20 protein-coding genes and 2 pseudogenes are annotated in these 21,795 nt (G+C 54.3%); 8 read left to right on the plus strand and 14 right to left on the minus strand.

All coding sequences use genetic code 11. From position 1 onward, the window contains the following. Window positions 1-11 precede the first annotated feature (11 nt). On the minus strand, window positions 12-911 hold the full coding sequence (locus ACIPIZ_RS01405) for a LysR family transcriptional regulator (RefSeq protein ID WP_007910298.1): 900 nt from the start codon (window positions 909-911) through the stop codon (window positions 12-14). Window positions 912-1,055: 144 nt separating this feature from the next. On the opposite strand from ACIPIZ_RS01405, the gene salA reads away from it, so the two are divergent. From salA to ACIPIZ_RS01425, 4 genes are all read left to right on the plus strand, one after another. Continuing rightward, a complete protein-coding gene (salA, locus tag ACIPIZ_RS01410) occupies window positions 1,056-2,339 on the plus strand; it encodes a salicylate 1-monooxygenase (protein WP_401163508.1) in 1,284 nt (427 codons plus the stop codon). A gap of 71 nt (window positions 2,340-2,410) precedes the next feature. After that, window positions 2,411-3,349, plus strand: a complete 939-nt coding sequence (catA, locus tag ACIPIZ_RS01415; protein ID WP_401163510.1) for a catechol 1,2-dioxygenase — start codon at window positions 2,411-2,413, stop codon at window positions 3,347-3,349. 43 nt (window positions 3,350-3,392) lie between these two features. Then, complete coding sequence (locus ACIPIZ_RS01420; RefSeq protein WP_401163512.1) at window positions 3,393-4,541, plus strand: NAD(P)-dependent alcohol dehydrogenase; 1,149 nt, start codon at window positions 3,393-3,395, stop codon at window positions 4,539-4,541. A 29-nt stretch (window positions 4,542-4,570) separates the two neighbouring features. Continuing rightward, window positions 4,571-6,022 carry an aldehyde dehydrogenase gene (locus ACIPIZ_RS01425; protein ID WP_305443679.1) on the plus strand — a complete coding sequence of 484 codons (1,452 nt, stop codon included), beginning with the start codon at window positions 4,571-4,573 and terminating at the stop codon, window positions 6,020-6,022. Between the two features lie 51 nt (window positions 6,023-6,073). On the opposite strand, the gene ACIPIZ_RS01430 is transcribed toward ACIPIZ_RS01425, so the two are convergent. From ACIPIZ_RS01430 to ACIPIZ_RS01450, 5 genes are all read right to left on the minus strand, one after another. Continuing rightward, a complete protein-coding gene (locus ACIPIZ_RS01430; protein ID WP_401163513.1) occupies window positions 6,074-6,706 on the minus strand; it encodes a hypothetical protein in 633 nt (210 codons plus the stop codon). 182 nt (window positions 6,707-6,888) lie between these two features. Then, window positions 6,889-8,409, minus strand: coding sequence for an MFS transporter (locus tag ACIPIZ_RS01435; protein WP_122598217.1), 1,521 nt, complete (start codon window positions 8,407-8,409; stop codon window positions 6,889-6,891). A gap of 11 nt (window positions 8,410-8,420) precedes the next feature. Next, the gene (locus tag ACIPIZ_RS01440) at window positions 8,421-9,611 is read right to left on the minus strand and encodes an efflux RND transporter periplasmic adaptor subunit (RefSeq protein WP_401163515.1); all 1,191 of its coding nucleotides are present in this window, start codon (window positions 9,609-9,611) and stop codon (window positions 8,421-8,423) included. Further along, window positions 9,608-11,116 (minus strand): efflux transporter outer membrane subunit, encoded by a 1,509-nt coding sequence (locus ACIPIZ_RS01445; RefSeq protein WP_401163516.1) that lies wholly within the window; start codon window positions 11,114-11,116, stop codon window positions 9,608-9,610. Before ACIPIZ_RS01445 ends, ACIPIZ_RS01440 begins: the two co-directional genes overlap by 4 nt. Window positions 11,117-11,211: 95 nt before the next feature. Next, window positions 11,212-11,832 (minus strand): TetR/AcrR family transcriptional regulator, encoded by a 621-nt coding sequence (locus tag ACIPIZ_RS01450; RefSeq protein WP_401163518.1) that lies wholly within the window; start codon window positions 11,830-11,832, stop codon window positions 11,212-11,214. A gap of 292 nt (window positions 11,833-12,124) precedes the next feature. On the opposite strand from ACIPIZ_RS01450, the gene ACIPIZ_RS01455 reads away from it, so the two are divergent. Continuing rightward, window positions 12,125-12,577 carry a MarR family transcriptional regulator gene (locus tag ACIPIZ_RS01455; protein WP_401163520.1) on the plus strand — a complete coding sequence of 151 codons (453 nt, stop codon included), beginning with the start codon at window positions 12,125-12,127 and terminating at the stop codon, window positions 12,575-12,577. Between the two features lie 155 nt (window positions 12,578-12,732). On the opposite strand, the gene ACIPIZ_RS01460 is transcribed toward ACIPIZ_RS01455, so the two are convergent. Continuing rightward, window positions 12,733-13,017, minus strand: coding sequence for a helix-turn-helix domain-containing protein (locus ACIPIZ_RS01460; protein ID WP_401163522.1), 285 nt, complete (start codon window positions 13,015-13,017; stop codon window positions 12,733-12,735). 1,315 nt (window positions 13,018-14,332) lie between these two features. Between ACIPIZ_RS01460 and ACIPIZ_RS01465 the strand changes: the two genes are divergently transcribed. Beyond that, window positions 14,333-14,614, plus strand: a complete 282-nt coding sequence (locus ACIPIZ_RS01465; protein ID WP_401163523.1) for a hypothetical protein — start codon at window positions 14,333-14,335, stop codon at window positions 14,612-14,614. A gap of 264 nt (window positions 14,615-14,878) precedes the next feature. On the opposite strand, the gene ACIPIZ_RS01470 is transcribed toward ACIPIZ_RS01465, so the two are convergent. From ACIPIZ_RS01470 to ACIPIZ_RS01500, 7 genes and pseudogenes are all read right to left on the minus strand, one after another. Beyond that, a complete protein-coding gene (locus ACIPIZ_RS01470; protein WP_105706479.1) occupies window positions 14,879-15,394 on the minus strand; it encodes a cupin domain-containing protein in 516 nt (171 codons plus the stop codon). A 278-nt stretch (window positions 15,395-15,672) separates the two neighbouring features. Next, entirely contained in the window at window positions 15,673-16,059 is a 387-nt protein-coding gene (locus ACIPIZ_RS01475; protein WP_064390105.1) for a putative quinol monooxygenase, read from the minus strand. Window positions 16,060-16,067: 8 nt separating this feature from the next. Further along, a pseudogene (locus tag ACIPIZ_RS01480) lies at window positions 16,068-16,196 on the minus strand (LysR family transcriptional regulator); the annotation flags it as partial. 170 nt (window positions 16,197-16,366) lie between these two features. Next, window positions 16,367-17,083, minus strand: coding sequence for an SDR family oxidoreductase (locus ACIPIZ_RS01485; protein WP_401163525.1), 717 nt, complete (start codon window positions 17,081-17,083; stop codon window positions 16,367-16,369). A 309-nt stretch (window positions 17,084-17,392) separates the two neighbouring features. Continuing rightward, window positions 17,393-17,812 (minus strand): annotated as a pseudogene (locus ACIPIZ_RS01490) (AAA family ATPase); the annotation flags it as partial. Between the two features lie 229 nt (window positions 17,813-18,041). Then, the gene (locus ACIPIZ_RS01495) at window positions 18,042-18,782 is read right to left on the minus strand and encodes an NAD-dependent epimerase/dehydratase family protein (protein ID WP_401163527.1); all 741 of its coding nucleotides are present in this window, start codon (window positions 18,780-18,782) and stop codon (window positions 18,042-18,044) included. Window positions 18,783-18,917: 135 nt separating this feature from the next. After that, the gene (locus ACIPIZ_RS01500) at window positions 18,918-19,388 is read right to left on the minus strand and encodes a MarR family winged helix-turn-helix transcriptional regulator (protein WP_401042016.1); all 471 of its coding nucleotides are present in this window, start codon (window positions 19,386-19,388) and stop codon (window positions 18,918-18,920) included. Window positions 19,389-19,681: 293 nt separating this feature from the next. Between ACIPIZ_RS01500 and ACIPIZ_RS01505 the strand changes: the two genes are divergently transcribed. Both ACIPIZ_RS01505 and ACIPIZ_RS01510 read left to right on the plus strand, forming a co-directional pair. Beyond that, window positions 19,682-20,635: a PDR/VanB family oxidoreductase gene (locus ACIPIZ_RS01505; protein ID WP_401163529.1), complete on the plus strand. Its 954-nt coding sequence runs from the start codon at window positions 19,682-19,684 to the stop codon at window positions 20,633-20,635. Window positions 20,636-20,671: 36 nt separating this feature from the next. Continuing rightward, window positions 20,672-21,745: a Rieske 2Fe-2S domain-containing protein gene (locus ACIPIZ_RS01510; RefSeq protein WP_401163531.1), complete on the plus strand. Its 1,074-nt coding sequence runs from the start codon at window positions 20,672-20,674 to the stop codon at window positions 21,743-21,745. The last annotated feature ends 50 nt before the right edge of the window (window positions 21,746-21,795 follow it).

The raw sequence follows: 21,795 nt of genomic DNA on the forward strand, positions 1-21,795 counted from the left end.
GCGTCTGAAACTCAATCGCTGAAGAGATCAAACATCAGTTGCCGGAACCATTTGTTGGCCGGATCGCGGTTGTATTTAGTGTGCCAGAACATATTGATCGCAATCTCCGGCAGCGGTAATGGCAACGGCAGGATGGTCAAACCGAACGGTCCGCTACAACTGCTGGCGAAGCGCTCAGGCACGGTCGCGACAAGATCGGTGTTCTGCAAGATATGCCCTACCGCCACAAAGTGCGGCACCTCCAGGCGTATCTGGCGTTGCAGGCCAGCCCGCTGCATGTGCGTGTCGATCTCACCATGTCCGGTACTGGCCGCAACGATTCTCACGTGCCCATATTCACAAAAACGTTCTCGCGTCATGGGTTGTTGTGTCAGCGGATGATCCTGGCGGCACAGGCACACGTACCGATGATGGAACAAACGCCGTTGATAGAAGCCTGCCTGCAAATCGGGCAGTAATCCGACCGCCAGATCCACTTCGCCGCTGGCAAGACTTTCAGACAGTCCCGCATTGCTGCGCAGCGTGCTGACCGAAATTCCGGGGGCCTGCTTGAGCAGGGCCTCAATCAATCGCGGCATGAAGTAAATCTCACCGATGTCGGTCATCGCTACGACAAAGCGTTTCTGGCTGGTGGCCGGATCGAACTCGTCCTGGCGATTGATCGCGCCGTGCAGGAGGTTGATTGCCTGAGACACCGGCTCGGCCATTTGCAACGCGTAGGGCGTTGGTTGCATGCCTTGATGGGTGCGTACAAACAATTCGTCATTGAGTGAGGTACGCAGACGCTTGAGTGCGTTGCTCACGGCCGGCTGAGTGAGGCCAAGCGTTTCAGCCGCACCGGAAACACTGTGGTCGATCAATAGTTGATGAAAGATCACCAGCAGGTTCAGGTCGAGTTCGCGTAGGTGCATTGCAGGCAGCTCGGGAGGAGTGACGAGGCTGCAAGCATACCAGTATTCAGGTTGGTGATAGGTAGTATGGGAGTGAGGCCATTTATCAATGTTTCGTGAATAGTCATGATCGAGCTATTCCAAAAACAACATAAAGGTTTCCCCATGAATAGCCCTAAATCTGTCTTGCAAGTCGCTATCGTTGGCGGTGGTATCGCAGGTGTCGCCCTCGCACTGGATCTGCACCGTCATCAACATCTGGACGTTCAACTGTTTGAAGCTGCACCGGCATTCGGCGAAGTCGGTGCAGGTGTTTCATTTGGCGCGAACGCGGTAAGGGCCATCGAAGGTCTCGGCATCGGCAAACCCTACGAGCAAATCGCCGACCGGACTGCTCAGCCCTGGCAGGACATCTGGTTTGAATGGCGTCGGGGTGTCGATGCCGGCTACCTCGGTGCAAGCATTGCTGAAGGTGTCGGTCAGTCTTCAGTACACCGCGCAGACTTTCTCGATGCGCTGGCCAGTCAATTGCCAGAGGGCATCGCCGTTTTCGGTAAACGCGCAGTCAGCGTAGATGAGACGGGTGATCGCGTCAGTGTCCAATTCACCGACGGTACGCACCATCAGTGCGATCTCTTGATTGCAGCAGATGGAATCAAATCCTCCATTCGTGATTACGTACTTCAGGGCTTGGGCCAGCCTTTGGTCGCCCCGCGCTTCAGTGGCACCTGCGCCTACCGCGGAATGATCGACAGCTCGCAACTCCGCGATGCCTATCGTGCGGCGGGCGTCGATGAGCATTTGATCAACGTTCCGCAAATGTATTTGGGCCTCGATGCCCACATCCTGACTTTCCCGGTCAAACAGGGCCGACTGATCAACGTCGTGGCATTTGTTTCGGATCGGACTGACGCCAACCCGGTATGGCCCGCCGACAAACCCTGGGTGAAAAACACCACCCAGGCCGAGATGCTCGAAGCCTTCAGCGAATGGGGAGATGCCGTTCGCGTATTGCTTGAATGCATTCCCAATCCCACCCTTTGGGCACTGCACGAACTGGACGAATTGTCGGGTTACGTCCACGGCCGTGTCGGGCTGATCGGCGACGCGGCGCACGCGATGCTGCCGCATCAAGGCGCCGGAGCCGGGCAGGGGCTGGAAGATGCCTGGTTACTGGCACGCCTGCTGGCCGATCCGCGGGTTTTGCAACGTGACGCGAAGCAGGTGCTTGAGGTGTATGACGCCATACGCCGTCCGCGTGCTTGCCGTGTTCAACGCACATCCTGGGAAGCGGGCGAACTTTACGAGTTCCGCGACGCCAAGGTAGCGGACCAGGAGCCACTGCTCTCGACAACGCTGGCCAGTCGCTTTGACTGGTTGTGGAACCACGACATGCAAGCCGACCTGGCTGAGGCGCACACCCGGCTCGGATGGGCACAAGCCGTCTGACTCCCTGCCGGCCGCTCGCCAGTTCGTTGCGACTGGCGTCGTCCGCGTCCAAGAACAAAAGGTGAATCATCATGACCGTCAGCATTTCCCAAACCGCTGAAATCCGCGAATTTTTTCAAGACGCAGCCGGGATGAAAAAAGAGGCTGGAGACCCGCGCAGCAAACAGATTGTGCTGCGAATTCTGCAGGAAACTGCGCGACTCATTGAAGAGCTTGCGATCAGCGAAGATGAGTTTTGGGCGGGGGTCGAGTACATCAATCGACTGGGTAAAAACAATGAGGCTGGGCTCTTGGTGGCAGGGTTGGGGGTCGAGCATTTCCTTGATCTTCTCAACGATGCCAAAGAGGCGGAAGCAGGGCGCAGCGGCGGAACACCGCGCACGATCGAGGGCCCCCTGTATGTGGCTGGCGCACCGCTGTGTCAGGGATTTGCGCGGATGGACGATGGTAGCGAAGACGCTATCGCCACACCGATGTTTCTAGACGGTCAGGTTCTGGACACACTAGGACAACCCATTGCAGGTGCGCTGGTTGATCTTTGGCAAGCTGACAGTAAAGGCAACTACTCCCACTTCGACAAAAGCCAATCGCCGTTCAATCTGCGTCGGCGCATCGTGACCGACGCGCAAGGGCGTTATCGCGTCAAAAGCATCGTGCCGTCAGGTTATGGCTGTAACCCTCAAGGCCCGACTCAAGAGTGCCTCAACCATCTGGGCCGGCATGGCCAGCGCCCGGCGCATATTCATTTCTTCGTCTCGGCTCCGGGTTATGAGCATTTGACCACCCAGATCAACCTTTCCAACGATAAGTATCTCTGGGACGACTTCGCCTATGCCACCCGAGATGGCTTGATTGGCGAGGTGCATTTCGTTGATGACGAAAACCAATCCATCGCTCACGAAGTGTCGGGGCGTTTTGCACAAATGACCTTTGATTTCCAGTTGCGTCACGCTGCCAGCGATCAGGCGCAACAACGCAGCAATCGCCAGCGTGCTCTGCAAGACGCGTAGGTCGCTGCCGGATAACCCATTCATTATTCAAGAGGATAAGTTCATGTCCCACACCGCGCTCATGCCTATCGAAGTCAAAGTCGCCGTCTTGCGTGAGGCAGGCGGCAAACTTCAGTTTGAACGTGCCGAGTTGGCCGTTCCGCGTCCCGACGAAGTTCGTGTACGCATTGTTGCAACGGGTGTTTGCCACACCGATATGGTCGTACGCGACCAGCTATTTCCGACACCGCTGCCTATCGTTCTGGGCCACGAGGGTGCAGGGATTGTTGAGGCCGTAGGCAGTGCTGTGACAACCATCGCTCCTGGCGATCACGTTGTCATGACTTACATGTCCTGCGGACTTTGTCTGCCATGCGAGACCGGACATCCGGCGCATTGCTCCCATATGCACCCACTGAATTTTGGTGGTGGACGCCTCGACGGCAGCACCTCCACCTGCAGTTGCGACAACGCAGCCCCGATACACGATCACTTCTTCGGCCAGTCGTCCTTTTCGACCTACGTGATCGCTAATGAGCGCAACGTGGTCAAAGTATCGAAAAAAGCACCGCTGGAACTGCTTGGCCCTTTGGGGTGCGGCATACAGACAGGCGCTGGTTCTGTGCTCAAGGCCCTACGAGTTGAAGCGGGTAGCAGCTTCGTTGCATTCGGTGCCGGCGCAGTCGGTCTGGCAGCGGTGATGGCCGCCCGGGTTGCCGGCGCGACGACCATTATCGCCGTGGACGTTACGCCGAGTCGCTTGGAACTGGCGCTTGAGGTCGGCGCCACACACGTCATCAACAGTCGGGAAGAAGACCCGGTGGAGCGCATTCGCGAGATCACTGGAGGCGGGGCAAATTACAGCCTGGAATGCTCCGGACGCGCGGAAGTTCTACGTCAGGCCATCGACGCACTCACGACGCTGGGCACCTGTGGCATCGTCGGCGCGACCAAGATGGGCACCGAAGTCGCTTTCAACATCAACGACGTGATGATCCCGGGCAAACGCATCATGGGCATCGTCCAGGGCGACGTGGTCGCCAACGCGTTTATTCCCACGCTTGTCGATCTGCACCTGCAAGGGCGTTTCCCCTTTGACAAGTTGTGCCGGTTCTACACCTTTGAGCAGGTCAACGAAGCGATGGCCGATAGCGAAAGCGGTATCACCATCAAACCGATACTTCGTATGCCGGCAGCTGCCGACCGAGCCTGATTTTTTCAAACTCATCAAAGGATTTCAAGATGACTGTTCAACTCGTAATCGACAATATCGCGCAAGCCGCCTCGGACGGTAAAACCTACCAGCGCATCGATCCGGTCAGTGGCAACGTTGTCAGCACCGGCGCGGCGTGCAGTGTGGAAGATGCCCGACGCGTCGCTGCATCGTCCCAGCAAGCATTTAAAACATGGTCGAAAGTGGGCCCGACCGAGCGTCGTCGGCTACTGCTGGCAGCGGCTGATGCGCTGGAAAGCAAGATGGAGCTTTTCTGCAGTGTCATGGCTGAAGAAATCGGCGCTTCTCGACTCTGGTCGCAGTTCAACGTCGGGGCTTCGGCCAACCTGCTTCGTGAAGCGGCATCGCTGACCACCCAAATCAAGGGTGAAACCCTTGCTACCGATAAGCCCGGCACGTTGTCAGTCACCTTGCGTCAACCCGCCGGCACGGTGTTGAGCATTGCACCGTGGAACGGTCCGGTCATTCTTGGCACCCGATCCATCGCCTACCCGTTGGCCTGCGGTAACACGGTTATTTTCAAAGGTTCAGAAAACAGCCCGCGCACTCATGAGCTGCTGGCCCAGGCGTTCTATGACGCAGGGTTCCCGGCTGGCGTGGTGAACTTTATTATTTCGGCGCCAGAAGATGCCGGCGCTGTAACTGAAGTGCTGATCGCTCACGATACGGTACGCCGGGTCAATTTCACCGGGTCGACCAACGTCGGCCGGATGATTGCCCAGACCAGCGCGAAGTACCTCAAGCGCTGTTTGCTCGAGCTGGGCGGGAAGGCACCGTTTATTGTGTTAGAGGACGCCGACCTTGAAGGCGCGGTCAACGCTGCCGTGTTTGGCGCATTTCTGTACCAAGGGCAAATCTGTATGTCGACCGAGCGCTTCGTGGTCGATGAGTCTGTCGCTGATGCTTTCGTGGCAAAGTTTGCTCAACGTATTCGAGACCTCGAACAAGGGAACCCGGTGCTTAATCCTGCCAGCGTAATCGGCCCGATGATTTCCCAAGGCTCGGTACAGCGCATCAATCAGTTGCTGGATGACGCCGTAGGGAAGGGGGCCACGATTGTGGTGGGAGGTCTGGCAGAGGAGGCGCAGATGGCGCCGACGCTGGTGGATCGAGTGTCATCGAAAATGGATATCTACGATGAAGAAACTTTCGGGCCAGTCACCACTGTGGTTCGGGTCAAAGGCGCGGAGCAGGCATTGGCTGTCGCTAACGATACGGCGTTCGGTCTGTCATCAGCCATCTTCAGTCGCAATGTCAGCCTGGCCCTTGATCTGGCTGGCCGACTGGATGCCGGTTGCGTACACATCAACGGGGCAACGGTGCAAAACGAGCCTCAAGCCCCTTACGGTGGTATGAAGAACAGTGGCTACGGTCGATTCGACGGCAGCGCGGTGATAGAGGAATTCACTGAAGTGAAATGGGTCACGGTCGAACCTTCCGACCAGCCTTATCCATTCTGATATCCAGATACGGGAACCGGCTCTGGGGAGCCGGTCTACCCAGAGTATGGATTAATGCCCTGCGGCCTCCGCAAATTTTTTCGGCGCTACAAACGCCGGCGCCAAGGTGGCTGACAGGCGATACTCGATGGTCGTCGCCAGCCACATTGAATAGGCCAACAACTCTACTCCTTCCTCGACCGTCGTCTTGGCCAAGCGCTCGTAACCTTCGCCCAACACAAGATGCCAAAAGCTGCCCATGCCGAAAACGCGTGAAAACAGCAGCACGCCAAAGCCTGTAGCGAATGCGCCAAATGCGCGGGATTGTGTGAACGCAGCGAGGTCGGCCAATGTCTGTTGGCGGTTGGCTTTGCCCAAGGCCACCGTTACGCAGACGGTCGCGATGGCCAGGAACGGCACGCACCAGGCGCTATGACTGATGGGGTCGAACAAGCCATCCAGCTCTCGCATCAACAGGCAGGCAAAGAAACCGCCGGCCAATGATTTGAATCCCGCATGACCTTTGCTCGTCGGTAGCGTCCAGAACAGTACGGCGATAATGAACAGCATCAACTCCTGGCTGATTTCGGTGAACGATATCTCGAGAATCTGAGTGTGAAAAACGGCGATGTCCAGCCAGAGCATCGCCAGTGAAAAGAAGACAAATCCGAATCTCAGCAACAATGAGAAAGAGGCCAGTTTCAACTCATGCAGAATAGGGTGCAAAACAGCTCCAAAGGGTTATGTATTTGAAATGGAAAGGTATTTGACGACAAATCGACGTCCTGTATTTATGGCATTTATGGATGAAGATTATCGATATATTCGATTTAACAGCATTAAGAGCTGCCCGCGATGCCAACGCATTGAGCATCGCAGAGCCTGAATCACTTGAAGGTTTTCTGAATCACGGAAACACCCAGCGCGATGCTGGCGATCACGATAATCACCCAGAAATACTCCATGCACGCGACCAAAGTTGCCTGCTGATGCAGGTTTTGTCCCAGCGTCATCACCGATAATTGATTGGCAGGACCAGCGCCCATAGCGGGCGTGAGCGACTGTGCCAGCAACTGCGTGTTGGCCTGGTAAATCGGATCGGATGAACTGAAGTGCCCGTTGAGGTTGCTGTACTGCAGCGTCGTGCGCCATTGCAGAAACAAGGTGGCAACGGTTGTGCCGAGCGCCATGGCGATCTGTCCGAGCATGCTTTTGATCTGATAGGCATGGGCAAACAAAGTGTCGTGATGCGTCACGTCGCGAAATGTCTGCATGGCGGCGGTCGCAAGCACCAACATCACAAAGCAGCCATTGAGTATCAGCGCGGGCAATATGTTCGCCCACATGTTTGCATCAGGGGTGAGCGATGACAAAAGCAGACCAAAGCTGATAAGCGCCGCAAACCCGGCCACAAAGAACTTTTTCGGCCCCGGATGCTTCGGTATGACAAAGGCCATTACGATCCACGTCAACAATGCACCGGCAAGACCAAACGCTTGGAATGTCCCAATCGTGTCCCACGAGTAGCCGAGGGCGGTTTGCAGGAAGTACGGCAAAATGTAGTTATTACTGCCCAGAACGATGTACGTGAAGCAGAACAAAGAAACGCCGAGGATGTAGCGCGACTGCATCAGGTCTCTGACTTTGAGAAACGGTGTGTGCTTGGCATGCTCGGCATGGAAGAAGATGTAAACACCCAAAGCCGCCAGCAACGCGAATGCCAGCAGAATCACTGTCTCGTTATAAAAGTCGTAGTAGGAACGCTGCAGCACATACAGCAGGAAGAAGGTGCTGACAGACAGCAGCAAGATGTTTGCTGGACTGGACGGCGAGCGTTCATCTTCTTCGATTGCCGTGTCAGGCAAGAACCTTGTACATAGAAAACCCGCTACCACGGCCCCCGCCATCAGCAGCCAGAAGATGGCGTGCCAGGTATCTTCGACCACCACCAGCGATGACAGAAAAGGCGCCGCAGCCGTACCGCTGGCAAGCCCCGTGGCAAACACTTTGACGCCTACGAATCTCCCTGGTCCGGGAGGTAGAAGATTGACCATCAAGCGAGCGGACGTCATGAAGGACGCCCCTCCCAACGCCATGATCACGCGGCCAACGGTGAACGAAGTCAGATCATCGCTGACGCCGCACACAAAGGCGCCCACCACATAAATGCTGATCGAGCCCAACATGAAATTGCGCCAGCCGAGTCGCTCAACCAACCAGCGCTGTTTTGAAATAACCACCACGGCGATACATGCGTAAAGCGCGGCGACCAACGTAAACTCTTCAGGGCTGGCGTCTATTTCGCCGCGAATAGGCGCTGAGGCGAAAGCAATCATGCCGGCCTGAAGATATTCGAGCGCGCATAAAAGGCCGACGGCGACCAGCAAAGCGGCGTTTTTCCGATACATGAGCTGACTCGTCAAGGTTTCAACAGTTGGGAGGAGGGGCCGCGGTCTTCGTTGGCGCTGATTATTTGTTCGACGATGTCATTTGCATCCTTGAGTTCATTCTCAAAAATATCGGTGCTGTAAGCAGGTTGCGCAGGTGTCTTTTTATTGAGTCGCTCGCCGCTGGTATCGGTGGTATCAACCGACACACGCATTGAGAGCCCCAAGCGCAATGGATTCGCGGCGATTTCGTCAGGACGTAGTGCGATACGGACCGGCACGCGCTGAGTAACTTTGATCCAGTTGCCCGTAGCGTTCTGTGCCGGCATCAACGAAAAAGCGCTGCCGGTGCCGGCGTCCAGCCCTACGATGGTTCCGTGAAACATCACCTTGCGTGCATAGGCATCGGCGTGCAGTTCCACAGGTTGGCCGATCCGCAAGTTCTCGATCTGCGACTCTTTGAAGTTGGCGTTCACCCACACCTGATCGATCGGAACGACAGACATCAGAGCAACGCCCGGACTGATGCGCTGACCGACTTGCACACTGCGCTTGGTGATCAGGCCACTGACCGGCGAGTTGATCTGCGTGCGATGCAGGGAAATAAACGCATCACGCAGATTGGCCGCGGCCACCAGCACGTCGGGGTGCGTTCTTAGCGAGGTGTTGTCGACCATGGCCAGACGCACTGCCAGGGCATGACGCGTGCCGTCGAGTCCGGCGAGGGCGTTTTTGAGCACTTCCTCGGCGTGGCTGATCTCTTCCCGAGACACAGCGCCACTTGCGGCGAGTTGACTGCGACGGCGAACGTCATCCCGAGCCTTGCGCACGTCGTTCTGCCGCTGACTGACCTCAGCTTCCAGTTGTTGCACTTGGTAATACTGGGTACGCGCCTGTCGCACGGTTCGGGCCAGGTTCGATTGAGTGCGTTGATACTGGATTTCGGCATCGACTGCATTGAGCGTGACCAACGGAGCGTGGGCATCGATATGGTCGGTGTTATCGGCGCTGATGACGGTCACCGTTCCGCCGACCTGAGAGGTCACCTGCACGATATTACCGTCCACGTAGGCATCATCGGTGGACTCACTGCCAAGCCCCAGAAAATACCAGCTCGCTAGGACGGCCAAGAGCAACACGATCGCGACAATCAGCAGCAGTTGCGGACGAAATGACTTGGGTGGACGGGAGGCGTCAGAAGAAGAGGGTGTTGGGGAGGTCATGATTTATCAACTACGGTGGAATTTGCAGGGGAGGTGACAGGGAGTTCCGGGCGATAGCCACCGCCCAATGCTCGGCTCAGGTTCGCTTGCAGCGACAGTGCGCGAGACTCCAGCGTCACCAGTTCGCGCTTCTGGGCCAGGGTCGCATTCTCCGTGGCCAGCACTTGCAGATAGGTTGCCAATCCTGCGCCGTAACGAAGGTTGACCAGATCGGAAGCGGCTTGCGCGGTATTGACCGCGTCCACTTGCTGCGCCATTCGCTCTTTCAGCCAACGAAGCGAAGACAACTGATCGGCAATATCGCGAAGCGCATCGACAACGGTCTGGTTGTAATTTTCAACGGCGAGGTCGTAAGCCGCGTTCTGTGCACTCAAATTGCCGCGCAAACGCCCACCCTCAAAGATGGGCAGACTGATAGCGGGCGACACGCCCAGAATTCGGCTGCTGTGATCGTTGAAAGTGCTGAACGCAAGGCTTTGCAAACCCACGAATGCTGTCAGATTCACATTGGGATAAAAGCGCGCTTTCGCGACTTCAATCTCATGCCCCGACGCCTCTACACGCCAGCGCTGAGCAACAACATCGGGGCGGTGTCCCACCAGTTCGGCCGGAATGTTGGTGGGCATCACCACGTTGTTGCTGGCTAGCAGGTGAGGGCGGGTGATCGAGCGACCTCGATCAGGCCCCTGGCCCAACAAAGAGGCAAGCTTGTTCTGGTTCAACTCGATCATTTCCTTCAAGGCCGCGATATTGGCGCGACTGGCGGGAAGCGATGCCTGTGATTGCTTGATATCGATCTGACTACCCAACTCAGCAGTGAATCGTTGTTGAGTGAGTTTTTCGATATCGATTTGCTGGTTCAACAAAGCCTGGGCTACGTCCAACTGCTCGTACGTATCCTGCAGGGCGATATAGGTCTGTACAACGGCCGATGACAAAATCAATGATGCCGCGCGACTATCGACTTCAAGCGCCTTTCTGCGTCCAACAGCGGCTTCAACCGCTTCGCGGTTCTTTCCCCAGAAATCCAATTCATAACCGACATTCAGCGTTGCCTGATTGACATTTTGCCAGGTGCCTTTAACCGGGGCAGGCGTGGTGCCATTTGAGCTAAATCTCTCACGGGTGGTGCTCGCTGATGCGTCGATATGCGGCAACAGCGACGCGCCTTCAATTGCTTCCATCGCGTTTGCTTGGCGCACGCGAGCGGCAGCAGAGCGCAACGTCGGGCTTTGTGCCAACGCCTCCTCAACTAGATTATCCAGTTGTTTGTCGTTGAAGCTGCTCCACCAGGTTTGAGTTGGCCAAGCAGATGGCGATAGCGTGGCCCCGCTGTCGGCTAAGGTTTCACTAGCGTTTCCGGGTTCTTGCAGGCTTGAGACTGGCTTTAAATCATTGAAGGAGCATCCGCTTAGCAGCACCACCAATGCTGCTACCGAGAATCGAGCGGCAAGGGGAAGCCCATAACGTGGGTGCGCTGACGCCTCGTTTTTACAACTGTTCATTACGTTTGTTCTCTTACGGCAAATAGAAATCAGGCCAAAGATAGGGCAGGATTAAATAAACACTGTCAGTGTCGTTATGGACAAAAAAAAGCGACTTAACGGGCTCTTAGCCCTTTAACGATTACGGAGACCGAATGGTCGATGTCATCCAGGTTATCGAGGTTCGCCGTTACCAAATGAAGCCACGACATACCGGTAAGTAGCGAGACTGCGCTTTCGACGGCTGGACCTTCATCGATGTCGCCCGACTCTACAGCGCGTGCAAAAATCTTTCTTAACGTACGCTCGCGACGTGGCAAAAACTCTTTTCTGAACTCCTCTAGAGCTTGGGGTTCGTGCTGTATCTCGGCAATCAGGCTACGCAATGTTTCGCCCGCACTTGAGGTCCGCCACCAACTCCAAAGGGAGCGCAGGTGAACGATCAAGTCTTTATTCAAATCTCCAGTGTCCGGCTGTGTCACGAATGTCAGGGCGGTACGTTCATAAACATCCCTGAGCAACGCGCTCTTGTTTTTCCACCACCGGTAGATCGTAGGCTTGCTCGAACCGGCTCGTTCCACCAGGGCATCCATAGTAAATGCTCGATACCCACGCTCCTCGAGAATCGCTGCAGCAGCCTCAAGAATGGCCTCTGTGCTCTGAGGACTGCGAACAGCCCCGATGGAGGATCTGCTACGCAGTTTGGCGGATTTCAGGTGGTCGGGCTTGGAGTCCATGCAGTGCTCTGATTGTTTTTGAGCGTGAAAACGCCAATAGAAACTGTGGGTATTTATAATTCCAAAGACATTGCTGGTCAACAAAAGAGGTTTGAATCAGGCATTCAGAACATGAATAGTGACTATGGCTTTTTGTAATAACTCATCGAGCTCGCGACTGTTAGAGTGGCTGACTTATTGCTGTCGATATGACATTTTTATCATATTTATAAAATGGCGATTACTTCTAGGGAATAGCAAACGATGTGCGGTCGTCCAGTTTTATTGTATTCACAGTGCTTAGGAGGCAGGAGTGCACACGCATTTAATTGACGCGTTTAATATTCTTGAGAACGTAAACAAAACGATGGGGCAATGGATAGAGGAGGCCGTGGCTAGCCAAAACCTGACACTCTTGGATTTTCGAATTCTTGATAGCTTGGCGCAGGGCACTGCGCTGACAACAGAGCAATGCAGTCAGAATTTGAATGCCATATCATCCAAAGTTACACAAAGGATCGATAAACTCGAAAAGTCAGGCTTTGTGCATCGTCGACGTGAGAAGCTAGATCGACGCAGAGTTATGCTGCAGTTAACTGATCAAGGTCTTGAAGTTTATGATCTCGCACTGGCCACTCTGTTAGGTCGGTGGCAAAATTCATTAAGTAATGTCGGTGCGGACGTACTACAGATTACCGCACTTTTCGCCGGCTCGAACCTCGCACCTATTGCCAGGTTAGTTAAAAACTTACTCCAAAAAAAATAGTTGAGCATCGATCGTAGTAAAAGCAACCATCTGCTGATCCCATCCCCAACATTGACAAATGTTGGGCGCTAGATATCGAGTCTGTCGCATGCAGCCATTAATACCGCACTAGACCAAGAAGCCAATAGATTTCAGTTTTCGAATCCATCTGGTCTCTAACTACGTGCGCCTAATTCCGTTTCGCGTCGTATCCGTTCAAAGAGCAAGTTCAGATCAGTATCTGGATCCAAAAGTAGAAAGCACTCAACCAAGAGAGTCAACGGATGAATGTCCATCCTTCGTGCGAGCTCTGAAGCCTTCTCTAGCGTCACATTTTTGAGGCCACGCTCGAGTGTGCTGAGATAGGTCCGGCTGCTCACGATCTCGAAGTCCTCTTGGGTCAAACCGTGTCGAACCCGGGTATTGCGTAACGCAATTGCGAAAGCTTCCTTCAGCTCCATTTTGCTTTATCCACAAAAGGAACGATGAAGCCTTTTTGAGCTCTATAGAGCTACAATCTATAGTGTTCATTTTTTTTGGAAAGCTATATGCCCGTACATCAGAATCGCGGCCACTTGTCATCGTCAGAGGGCAACGCGCCATCAACGATAGTGTTCGTAGCCGTAGCCTTCCGCGCTCAACCAGATGAGCGCGTCGGTATAGTTAGGCGTCTCTCAGGCCAGGATCTGATCGACCTTTTTCACGAAATGGATCGACCTGATTCAGACGAAGCTATCATAGGCGTCCAGCTAGCAATCTCTCCTGAGCTAAACGGCACTTCACGATGGACCGCAGAAGCCATAGTGGATTTTGCACGAGTCAAACTTCTTGGTGCTGATGCATGTGGCGTAGATACGTATGCGTACCGACTAGCGTCTGACGGATTGTTTATGGACGGCGCCAGAATTGAGCCATCTAACGTTATTGAGTGGCGATCACTCTATCAGGTAGCTAGCGCAGAAGGTCCCGACGACACTGAACTGGTTGCTCATCAGATATGGCTTTCGACCGTCATCAGTCGTATCGTGAATGAGATGCATCCGACGGAGGCTGCGGATGATTTCGGTTAACTAACTGCCCTTGCTGCGTTTGATTTGGAGGAAGGCCCGTCGCAATAATTCCAGCGCAGGTGAACACTGCATGGATGCAGCGCATGTGTACTAAAATTAGCGAGTTTATGTCCGAAGGATAATTTCCCTAATTTCGATACACATCAAAATTGTTAGATAAACAGGTAGCAGGCTTCCCGACGGCGGAAAAGTCATTCCACAGCGCACCTGGCATCCTCTCATGCCTTCCCCGCAACCATCAGAAGCGCTCTGATAGAGGAGGGAAGATACTTCGAAACCGCGACTGTCGAACTCATAGTTCGTAAGACCAAGGACATCATTCACGTGACGTTGCCAGCCGCCTTAGGCGTGGAGTGCAGGCGGTCACTCTAGTCGCCGCATCAGGTTGCGAAAGGGCTCACCTGGAGTAATAGTCATGGAGAACCCGCGGTTGTGAATCCTCTTTTTCACGGATTTCTATTCCGGGCGAAGCCTAATGATAAGGGCTGAAATTGCAAATGGTGATCACTCCTCCCCATCTCGACTAGCAAATGGGGCAGAGCTAGCATGGGAGTAGAGTTTCGGACATAAAAAAAGACCCACTATCACGGCGAGTCTGTCATATGTCTCTAGGGGGAGGCTTTTGGCCCGCGAGTCCCAGAGCAAGTCAGCATACCTTATTGCTAGAAATTCGCTGCGTCAACCGAGATGCTTGAAGGGGGTAACGATGAAAAAAACTGAAAGCGTCGAAGTCGAGCCCGTGACAGATGTCCTATGCGATGTTTGTCGTTGCTCCACTCACTTCGTTGGCGTGCCTCAGTTCGGCATACTGCATGCTCACTGGGGCTATGGCACTAGCCATGCAGGGGAACGCTATGAACTGCACCTGTGTGAGGAATGTTTCTTCCAAACTCTGGCCCATCTCAAGCAGGAGCGGAGAACTCAAAATCTGTTCAATGAGGATGGTCACGATCTCACAGGTAATCTCGGTTTGGTTACGAAGGACTAGCCGATAGATGTTTACATTGATACAGAGGGATTCAATTTCCAACCGCGTGATATTCGTTGTTCTCAATTCAGATGAAATCGCTCTCATTTTTAATGAACAGTGAGGGTGGACATGCTGCAAGGTCGCATAGCGTAATACACGATTTAACATAATATACATTACACGTAACAAGATGTTGCGAGATCAGCCCGGTTGCACAGTGGATTTCAACCTGCAGAATCGCCCTGAATCCGATCCACTGCGTTTCCTTGAATTCGACGGCGCTCAACCCTCATCACGCGTCAGCTTTTCAATCAACGTTCGATGCTGTGGAAATTGCTGCGTGAGTTTCTGCCGATCACCCATTTCCATATCGGCAAAATCAAATCCTGGCGAAACGGCTTCGCTGATCAGCCCAAATCCATTTTCGCCTTCGAGCAACCGTGAAGCTTTCCATATTCCACCCGGTACGTGTAATTGCAAAAGCTGTCCTGCCAGAATGTCGGTGCCCATTACCAATGTCTGCAATGAGCCATCAGCATGAATCAGGCTGTACTCAATGGCGTCGCCCAGGTGGAAATAATGCAGGATGTCGGATCGATTGAAATGAAACTGGCCCACCGGTGATTGCTGATCCAGCAGATAGTAAATCGAAGTCATCAGATACCGTGGGCCGCTGGGGGTTTCGAGTGGGTCGCGATGATCGGCCTGATAGGTTCTGCGGAAGTAGCCACCTTCGAGGTGAGGCTGCAGATCCAATGTTCTAATAATGTCTCCAGCCTTGGCTTCAAGCTTGATCAAGGGCTCTTCTCCGCCGAATATGCTGCTAATTTACGTTAACTCGACTAAAAGACCATTTAGTGTAGTTAAACATGATTTCTAGTGAATAAAGGTCCATGCTCGTGCCACTACTTTTGAAATTCACTACGCCGCTGGTATCTCCAAGCAATCATGACGGAGCCGCCCTACCCTCAATGCAAAACCTCATCAGATCGCCATCACCTTCAAATTTTTCATCGCTTTCCCCCATTTAAAAAACCAGCGCTGCCCAGCGCGCAAATCTCTTTCGAACTGGCCTGTTACGGCGCAGGCCGGGGGCTTAGCTCGATTGGCGTGGTTTCAATCAAGCGCTTCGACAGAATCATCGACTGCGTGATAACAGCGTACTTTTTGAAGTGCGGCGATTCGATATGGCTTCGGTATGCCGAATCGCTGGCGTAGATTTCGAAGAAATGAAACCAGTTCGGGCGGTCGACTTCGGCGACGGCGTAGATTGATATGACGCCCGGCTCTGTTCGAGTCGACTCTGTGATCTCTTCCTTGACTGCGGCTTGATAGGCCGCAACCTGTGCAGGATCGATTTCGAGTTGCGCGATGCGCACCACCAAGCCATTTTCCTCGGCGGCCAGCGCTTGTCCTGCCAGTAATCCAGCCAATGCCACCACTCCTAATAAACGTTTACCCATCAGGTTTCCCCCTCTTCATTGTGTGGCAAGGCGGAAGCACTGATGCCCACCTCTTTGCCTGCGCGATTGAAGCTCTGATGGCGGGCAATGGCGAGAAAGTAAACGAAGTCTGCGAGGTTGGCGCGGCTTACATTCATGAGGCCTCACAACTTGAATTCGGGATGGAAGCCGGACGAGCGACCACGTCAGATGATTCTACGGATCACATAAGCGTATTTTGATGAATTTTCCTCATTAAACTGTCGCATCAGACTCATCAGTTGAATTCCATGATCGGGAACGAAGGCCGGAAATCTGCTTCGTATCGCTATTTCCCACCGAGACTCCCTCCCCCATCGACGCTGATCACTTGACCGGTAACGAAGGATGCCCCCTCGCTCAGCAGGAAGGTAATCAGCGAGGCCACTTCTGATGGCGTTCCCAGTCTTTGCATCGGAATCGTGGACAGTATTTGACGCTCACCCTCACTTCCCACGGGTCGTTTTTTTCGGAAAAGCTCGGTGTCTATAGGGCCCGGTGCGACTGCATTGACGGTAATGCCAATGGGCGCCAACTCAAGTGCCCACGTACGCGTGACACCCACCAATGCGCTTTTTGCGGCAGCGTAAGCGGTTCTGTCCCGGGCTCCAAAAATGGCACGGCTGCAGACATTCACGATGCGTCCTGCAGAAGATCGCTTGAGAGACGGCAGGCAAGCCTGGGCGATTTGTACCGAGGCTCGGACATTCAGGTCAAAAACTTTCTGGAGTGTTTCAAGTTCAAGCGTTTCCAGGCTTTGCGGGGACGCGACGCCTGCGTTATTGACGACGGCATCAATAGAGGTCTGCTCCAGGAGTTTCTCAAGCACTTCTGCCGTTTGCCGAGCATCGGTTAAATCACAGAGCAACAGCTTCCCGGGAAAATCATCAACCGGATGCCTGGCGATGCCGACGACATTCCAGCCTGCCTGATTCAACTGAGTACTGAGTGCAAAACCGATCCCTTTGGTTGCACCAGTGACCAGTGCAGTTCGGCTGTTGTTCATGATTACCCTCTCATCATCCGATGCCAGACCTATTGATAACACTTTCAGAACCCTATCCGACAGAAGTGCTCCGAGGATTTTCATCCTGAGCAAAACAGAGTGGAGATTCACGCATTCGCTACCCAAGTCACGTCAAATTACGAGGTTGCTCGTCCCACAGCCGTTTATATTCCCGGCCAAATTGATCGGCGCTTTCATCGAAGCTGTTTTCGGGATGTAAAGATCTGAGGGCGACATTGCATCAACGATCACCTGCGACGCCAGAAGCAGACGTTCCAGATAACTCACTCCAAGTAATATGACGGCCCTTCAGAATCGGTGAATTTCAATCCGTATCCCCTCATTCGTATCTGGAGCACGAAAGTAGCTCGTTATCAAATCGAACTCTGCGTCGCTTGCTGTAAACTCATGCTCGGCGCGGCCATTGCGCCGATGTAGCCTGCCCCGACAGGTCTCATCATCCACTTCGATGTAGTGGAAACAGTGGGGAATTTCGGCAGCGTCCGCCAGACCGCGTAACCACTGCCGATCCTCTGGCGTGTTGGCCGGGAAATCCAGAACCACAGTCACGCCAGCCTTCAGCACATCGATGACAAGCGGGCCCACCAGTGCCCGAATCTGACGCGCCAGCCTCACGTAATCGGCCACTGATTGGATCTGATCAGGGTAGATCCTTGAGAGCCAATAATCCTCACTCATCAAAATAGCCGACCGTTCAGACGCCAAGGCATTGGTTTGGTCATGGGGACGTCTCCTTTGAGAGTGGTTTTGCCTGGGTCAGGAGCGGGCCCAGGCTTGAACGCTTGAGCAACTTTGCCAATCATTAAACCAGCACGTTTTCCCGGCGCATCACGATGACCATTCCTGGCCGAATTTCCTCCATAACGATGGGCAGCAATCGGCCATACTTCCGCCGGAACAGTTGATCACTTGTGAGATTATCAGAGGAAATGTGCGTTCAATCAGATTGAGCGCCCCCTTCCAAAATCTCAAACCCGTCATCAATGGGAGCATATCCGACAACTTTTCTGCTCTGATCAATAGAGAGGCGCTTATAGCGGTTATCTGAGACCCCATGGATAACGTGAAACCCCTTTAGCCCGGCTTCAACGCAATTATTGAGTAGCGCGACAACATCTCTAAAACTGATGAAGGCGGCGACGTCTCTGGGACTGTGGGTCTCCCCTTGTTGAAATTTGGCTACGTTGGCAATACGAACTGCGATGGTTGTCATCTGTCCATCGTTTGCATACATCGAAGCCAAAGCTTCTCCAAACGCCTTGCTGACGCCGTAAAGATTGCCTGGTTTAGGGGCCATGCATTCCTGTATCTGAACATCCGTTGGATATCCTTCGATCACTTGGGCACTGCTTGCAAATATGAAGCGCTTGCAGCCTTGTGCCTTTGCGGCGAACAGCATGTTGTAAGTGCCCACAATGTTCACTGGAAGCAGTGAGGCCATGAAATCGGCGTCTGGATTTGGGTCAGCAGCTAGATGGATGACAGTATGGATACCTTCGCAAGCTCGAAGGCAACTGGCTTGATCCGTGACATCGAGAGTGAAACGCTGTGCCGATTCCGGAAGTTGAGTTACGTCTAAATCGGCCAAACGCAAATCGGATTTATCGTTGCGCTCTTGCCAAAAAGCAGTGCCGATTTTTCCTGCCGCACCTGTGACGAGGATTTTTCCTGAGCTCATTCCGGCATGTCCTTATGGTAAATGTCACGCTAGCCTCCCAGCCTTTTGGACGGTCTACAACCTCTGATCCAATCAGCAGCGCGCCAACTCTCGTCGGGCTGCAGCCCTCAATTTCACGCTGCAGTCTGCCGCGACTCACTCCTCACTCGGGTCGTAACTGTTCACATTGGGCACTTGCAAATGCAGCCGCCCAAGCAAATCAACCAACGTATCAACCTCAGCCGGGGTCAATCCGCTGAGCAGTCGCGCTTCTCGCTCAAGTGCAACTTTCAGCACGCGGTCATGCAGTTCCTTGCCGCTGGCCGTCAATCGCACGGTATAACGCCGCGCATCCTTGGGATCCAGTTGACTGGTGATCCGCCCCGCTGCTTCCAGCGTCTGCAATGAACGGCTGACAGCGCTCTTGTCGAGACCGATCGCTTGGCAGATTCGATTGGCGGTGATGTCGGATTCAACGGCGAGCATTGAAAGCATCCGCCATTCAACAACGCCGATGCCGAAGTGTTTGCGATAGCACTGGGAGGCCCCAGTGGCGAGTTTGTTCGCCAGGAATGTCACCAGGCCAGGTACATAACGCGACAGGTTCAGTTGTGTATCGGTAGCCATCGAGAAAACACCGTAGATCGAAGATCTTGCAATTTGGTTGACACCGCAACTAAATTATCTGAGGATTCACTCAGCCTGGCATTGCGGACGATGCGCCGCATGATACGCCCTAGCACAACCTCAAAAAAATAATTAACAGGTCTTGCTTATGAACCCTCGCCAACCGTGCCCTTCCCTGGCGCCCATGATTAGTCACTCCTTCTGCTTCTTCGCGCCCGGCTGATTCGTCACCCGCTCGCCCCCCTTTTTGCCATACGTTTTTCAGCAGCCACTTCAATGTGGAGGGAGAAGTCATGCTTCAAGTCAACGTCACCCGCAAAGTCGTTGAGGCCGAGGGTATTTGCAGTTTTGAGCTGTGCGCAGCGGACGATCAGCCGTTACCACCGTTCAATGCCGGTGCTCACATCGACATCCACATTGCCGGCGGCCTCACTCGGCAATACTCGCTGTGCAATGACTCTAAAGAACGTCATCGCTACGTAATCAGTGTGCTGAAGGATCCCGCCTCTCGGGGTGGCTCCACTGCGATGCACGACACCATCAGCCAAGGACAGACACTCAGCATCAGCGAACCCCGCAACCTCTTTCCACTAGCGGACTCAGCCAACCGTCACCTGCTGTTTGGCGGTGGTATTGGCATTACCCCAATGCTGGCAATGGCTCATGAGCTGCATCATCAAGGCGCGGATTTCGAGCTGCATTACTGCTTTCGATCCAGCGGGCGTGCCGCGTTTATCCAATACCTGAGGCAAGCGCCGTTCGCCAGCCACGTGCACTTGCATGACGACAGCGGATCGCCCGCACAGAAACTCGATGCAACCGCCCTCCTCGCCGCGCCAGATACCACGACTCACCTTTACGTGTGCGGCCCTGCCGGTTTCATGAATTTCATCCTCGACACCGCGCAGATCGCTGGCTGGCCGGAAGATCGCGTGCACAGAGAGTTCTTCGCCGCCGCACCTGTCGATGCAAGCGCTGATGCGCCCTTCGAAGTTCAACTGGCGAGCACAGGGCAGATTTTTTACATCCCCGCCGATCGCACTGTTTTCGAAGTGCTCGATGAGGCCGGGATCGCCATCGAGTCATCGTGCGAGCAAGGCGTCTGCGGCACCTGTGTCACGGGCCTGCTCGAAGGCGTTGGCGATCATCGTGACCAGTTCATGACGGCTGCAGAACACGCTGCCAACGACCGTTTCACCCCGTGCTGCTCACGTGCCAAATCGCCCCGACTGGTATTGGATCTTTGACCTGAACCGAGCCTCGACCGCTCGCCGGAGAACATCATGACTACCGCTGCCCAACCCCTCGCCCATGAAATTGCCCCGGCCACTGTGCCGAGCTTCCCGCTCGATCAATGGTACGTCGCAGCCTTGAGCCGGGAGCTGAAAGACCAGCCCCTTGGCCGCACGTTACTGAACAAACCCGTGGTGCTTTTCCGCACGGCAGATAACCAGATCGCCGCGCTGGAAGACCGCTGCTGCCATCGCGCACTGCCGCTGTCCGGCGGCACGGTTGAGGAACGTGGATTGCGCTGCGGTTATCACGGACTGCTATTCAATGAAGGCGGTAAATGCATCGAAATTCCGGGCCAGGACAAGATCCCGAGCAAAGCCAAAGTCCCTGCCTACCCCGTCCGGGAGCAGGATCAGATCATCTGGATCTGGTTTGGCAGCGCTGAGCATCCAGAGCCGACATTCGCGCCACCGGTCTACGACGTGCACAGCAGCGGTAAATACCTGTTCGACGGTGATGTCTATCACTACGACGCGCCCTATCAACTCATCCACGACAATCTCATGGATCTCAGTCACCTGGGCTATGTCCATCTGCACACCATTGGCGGCAACGCCAGCATTCACATGAACGCGAAGATGAGCGTGGACGGCGATGACTCGATGGTTCGCGTGGTTCGCCACATGCCCGATTCCGTCCCGCCGCCGACCTACACCGCCGCCTACCCGTTCAAAGGCAACATCGACCGCTGGCAGGAGATCGAATTTCACTTCAATCACCTGCGCATCTGGACCGGCGCGATCAATGCAGGCACGGACGACCTGAACAACCCGGATCGAGGCGGTTTTCATATGCGCGGTTTTCACGGCGTGACGCCGGAAACAGACACCACAAGCCACTATTTCTGGACCATGGCCACTAACCCTGAACATGATCCCGAGGCCGTCACAGCCAAAGTCCTGCATCAGACGCGATTGACGTTCGACGAAGACAAAGTGGTGATCGAGGCGCAGTACCAGAACATGTGCCGGTTCGGTACGCGCCCGATGATTGATATTCATGTCGACGTCGGAGCCAATCGTGCTCGTAGAATCATCGAGCGACTGCGCAATCCGATGAATTAGAGGCCTCAAAACAGTGGCGGCGGCAAACGCCGTCCACTGTGCTCAAAGCC

It is taken from the genome of Pseudomonas sp. NPDC087690 (genome assembly GCF_044743175.1).
In the GTDB taxonomy this organism is placed as follows: domain Bacteria; phylum Pseudomonadota; class Gammaproteobacteria; order Pseudomonadales; family Pseudomonadaceae; genus Aquipseudomonas.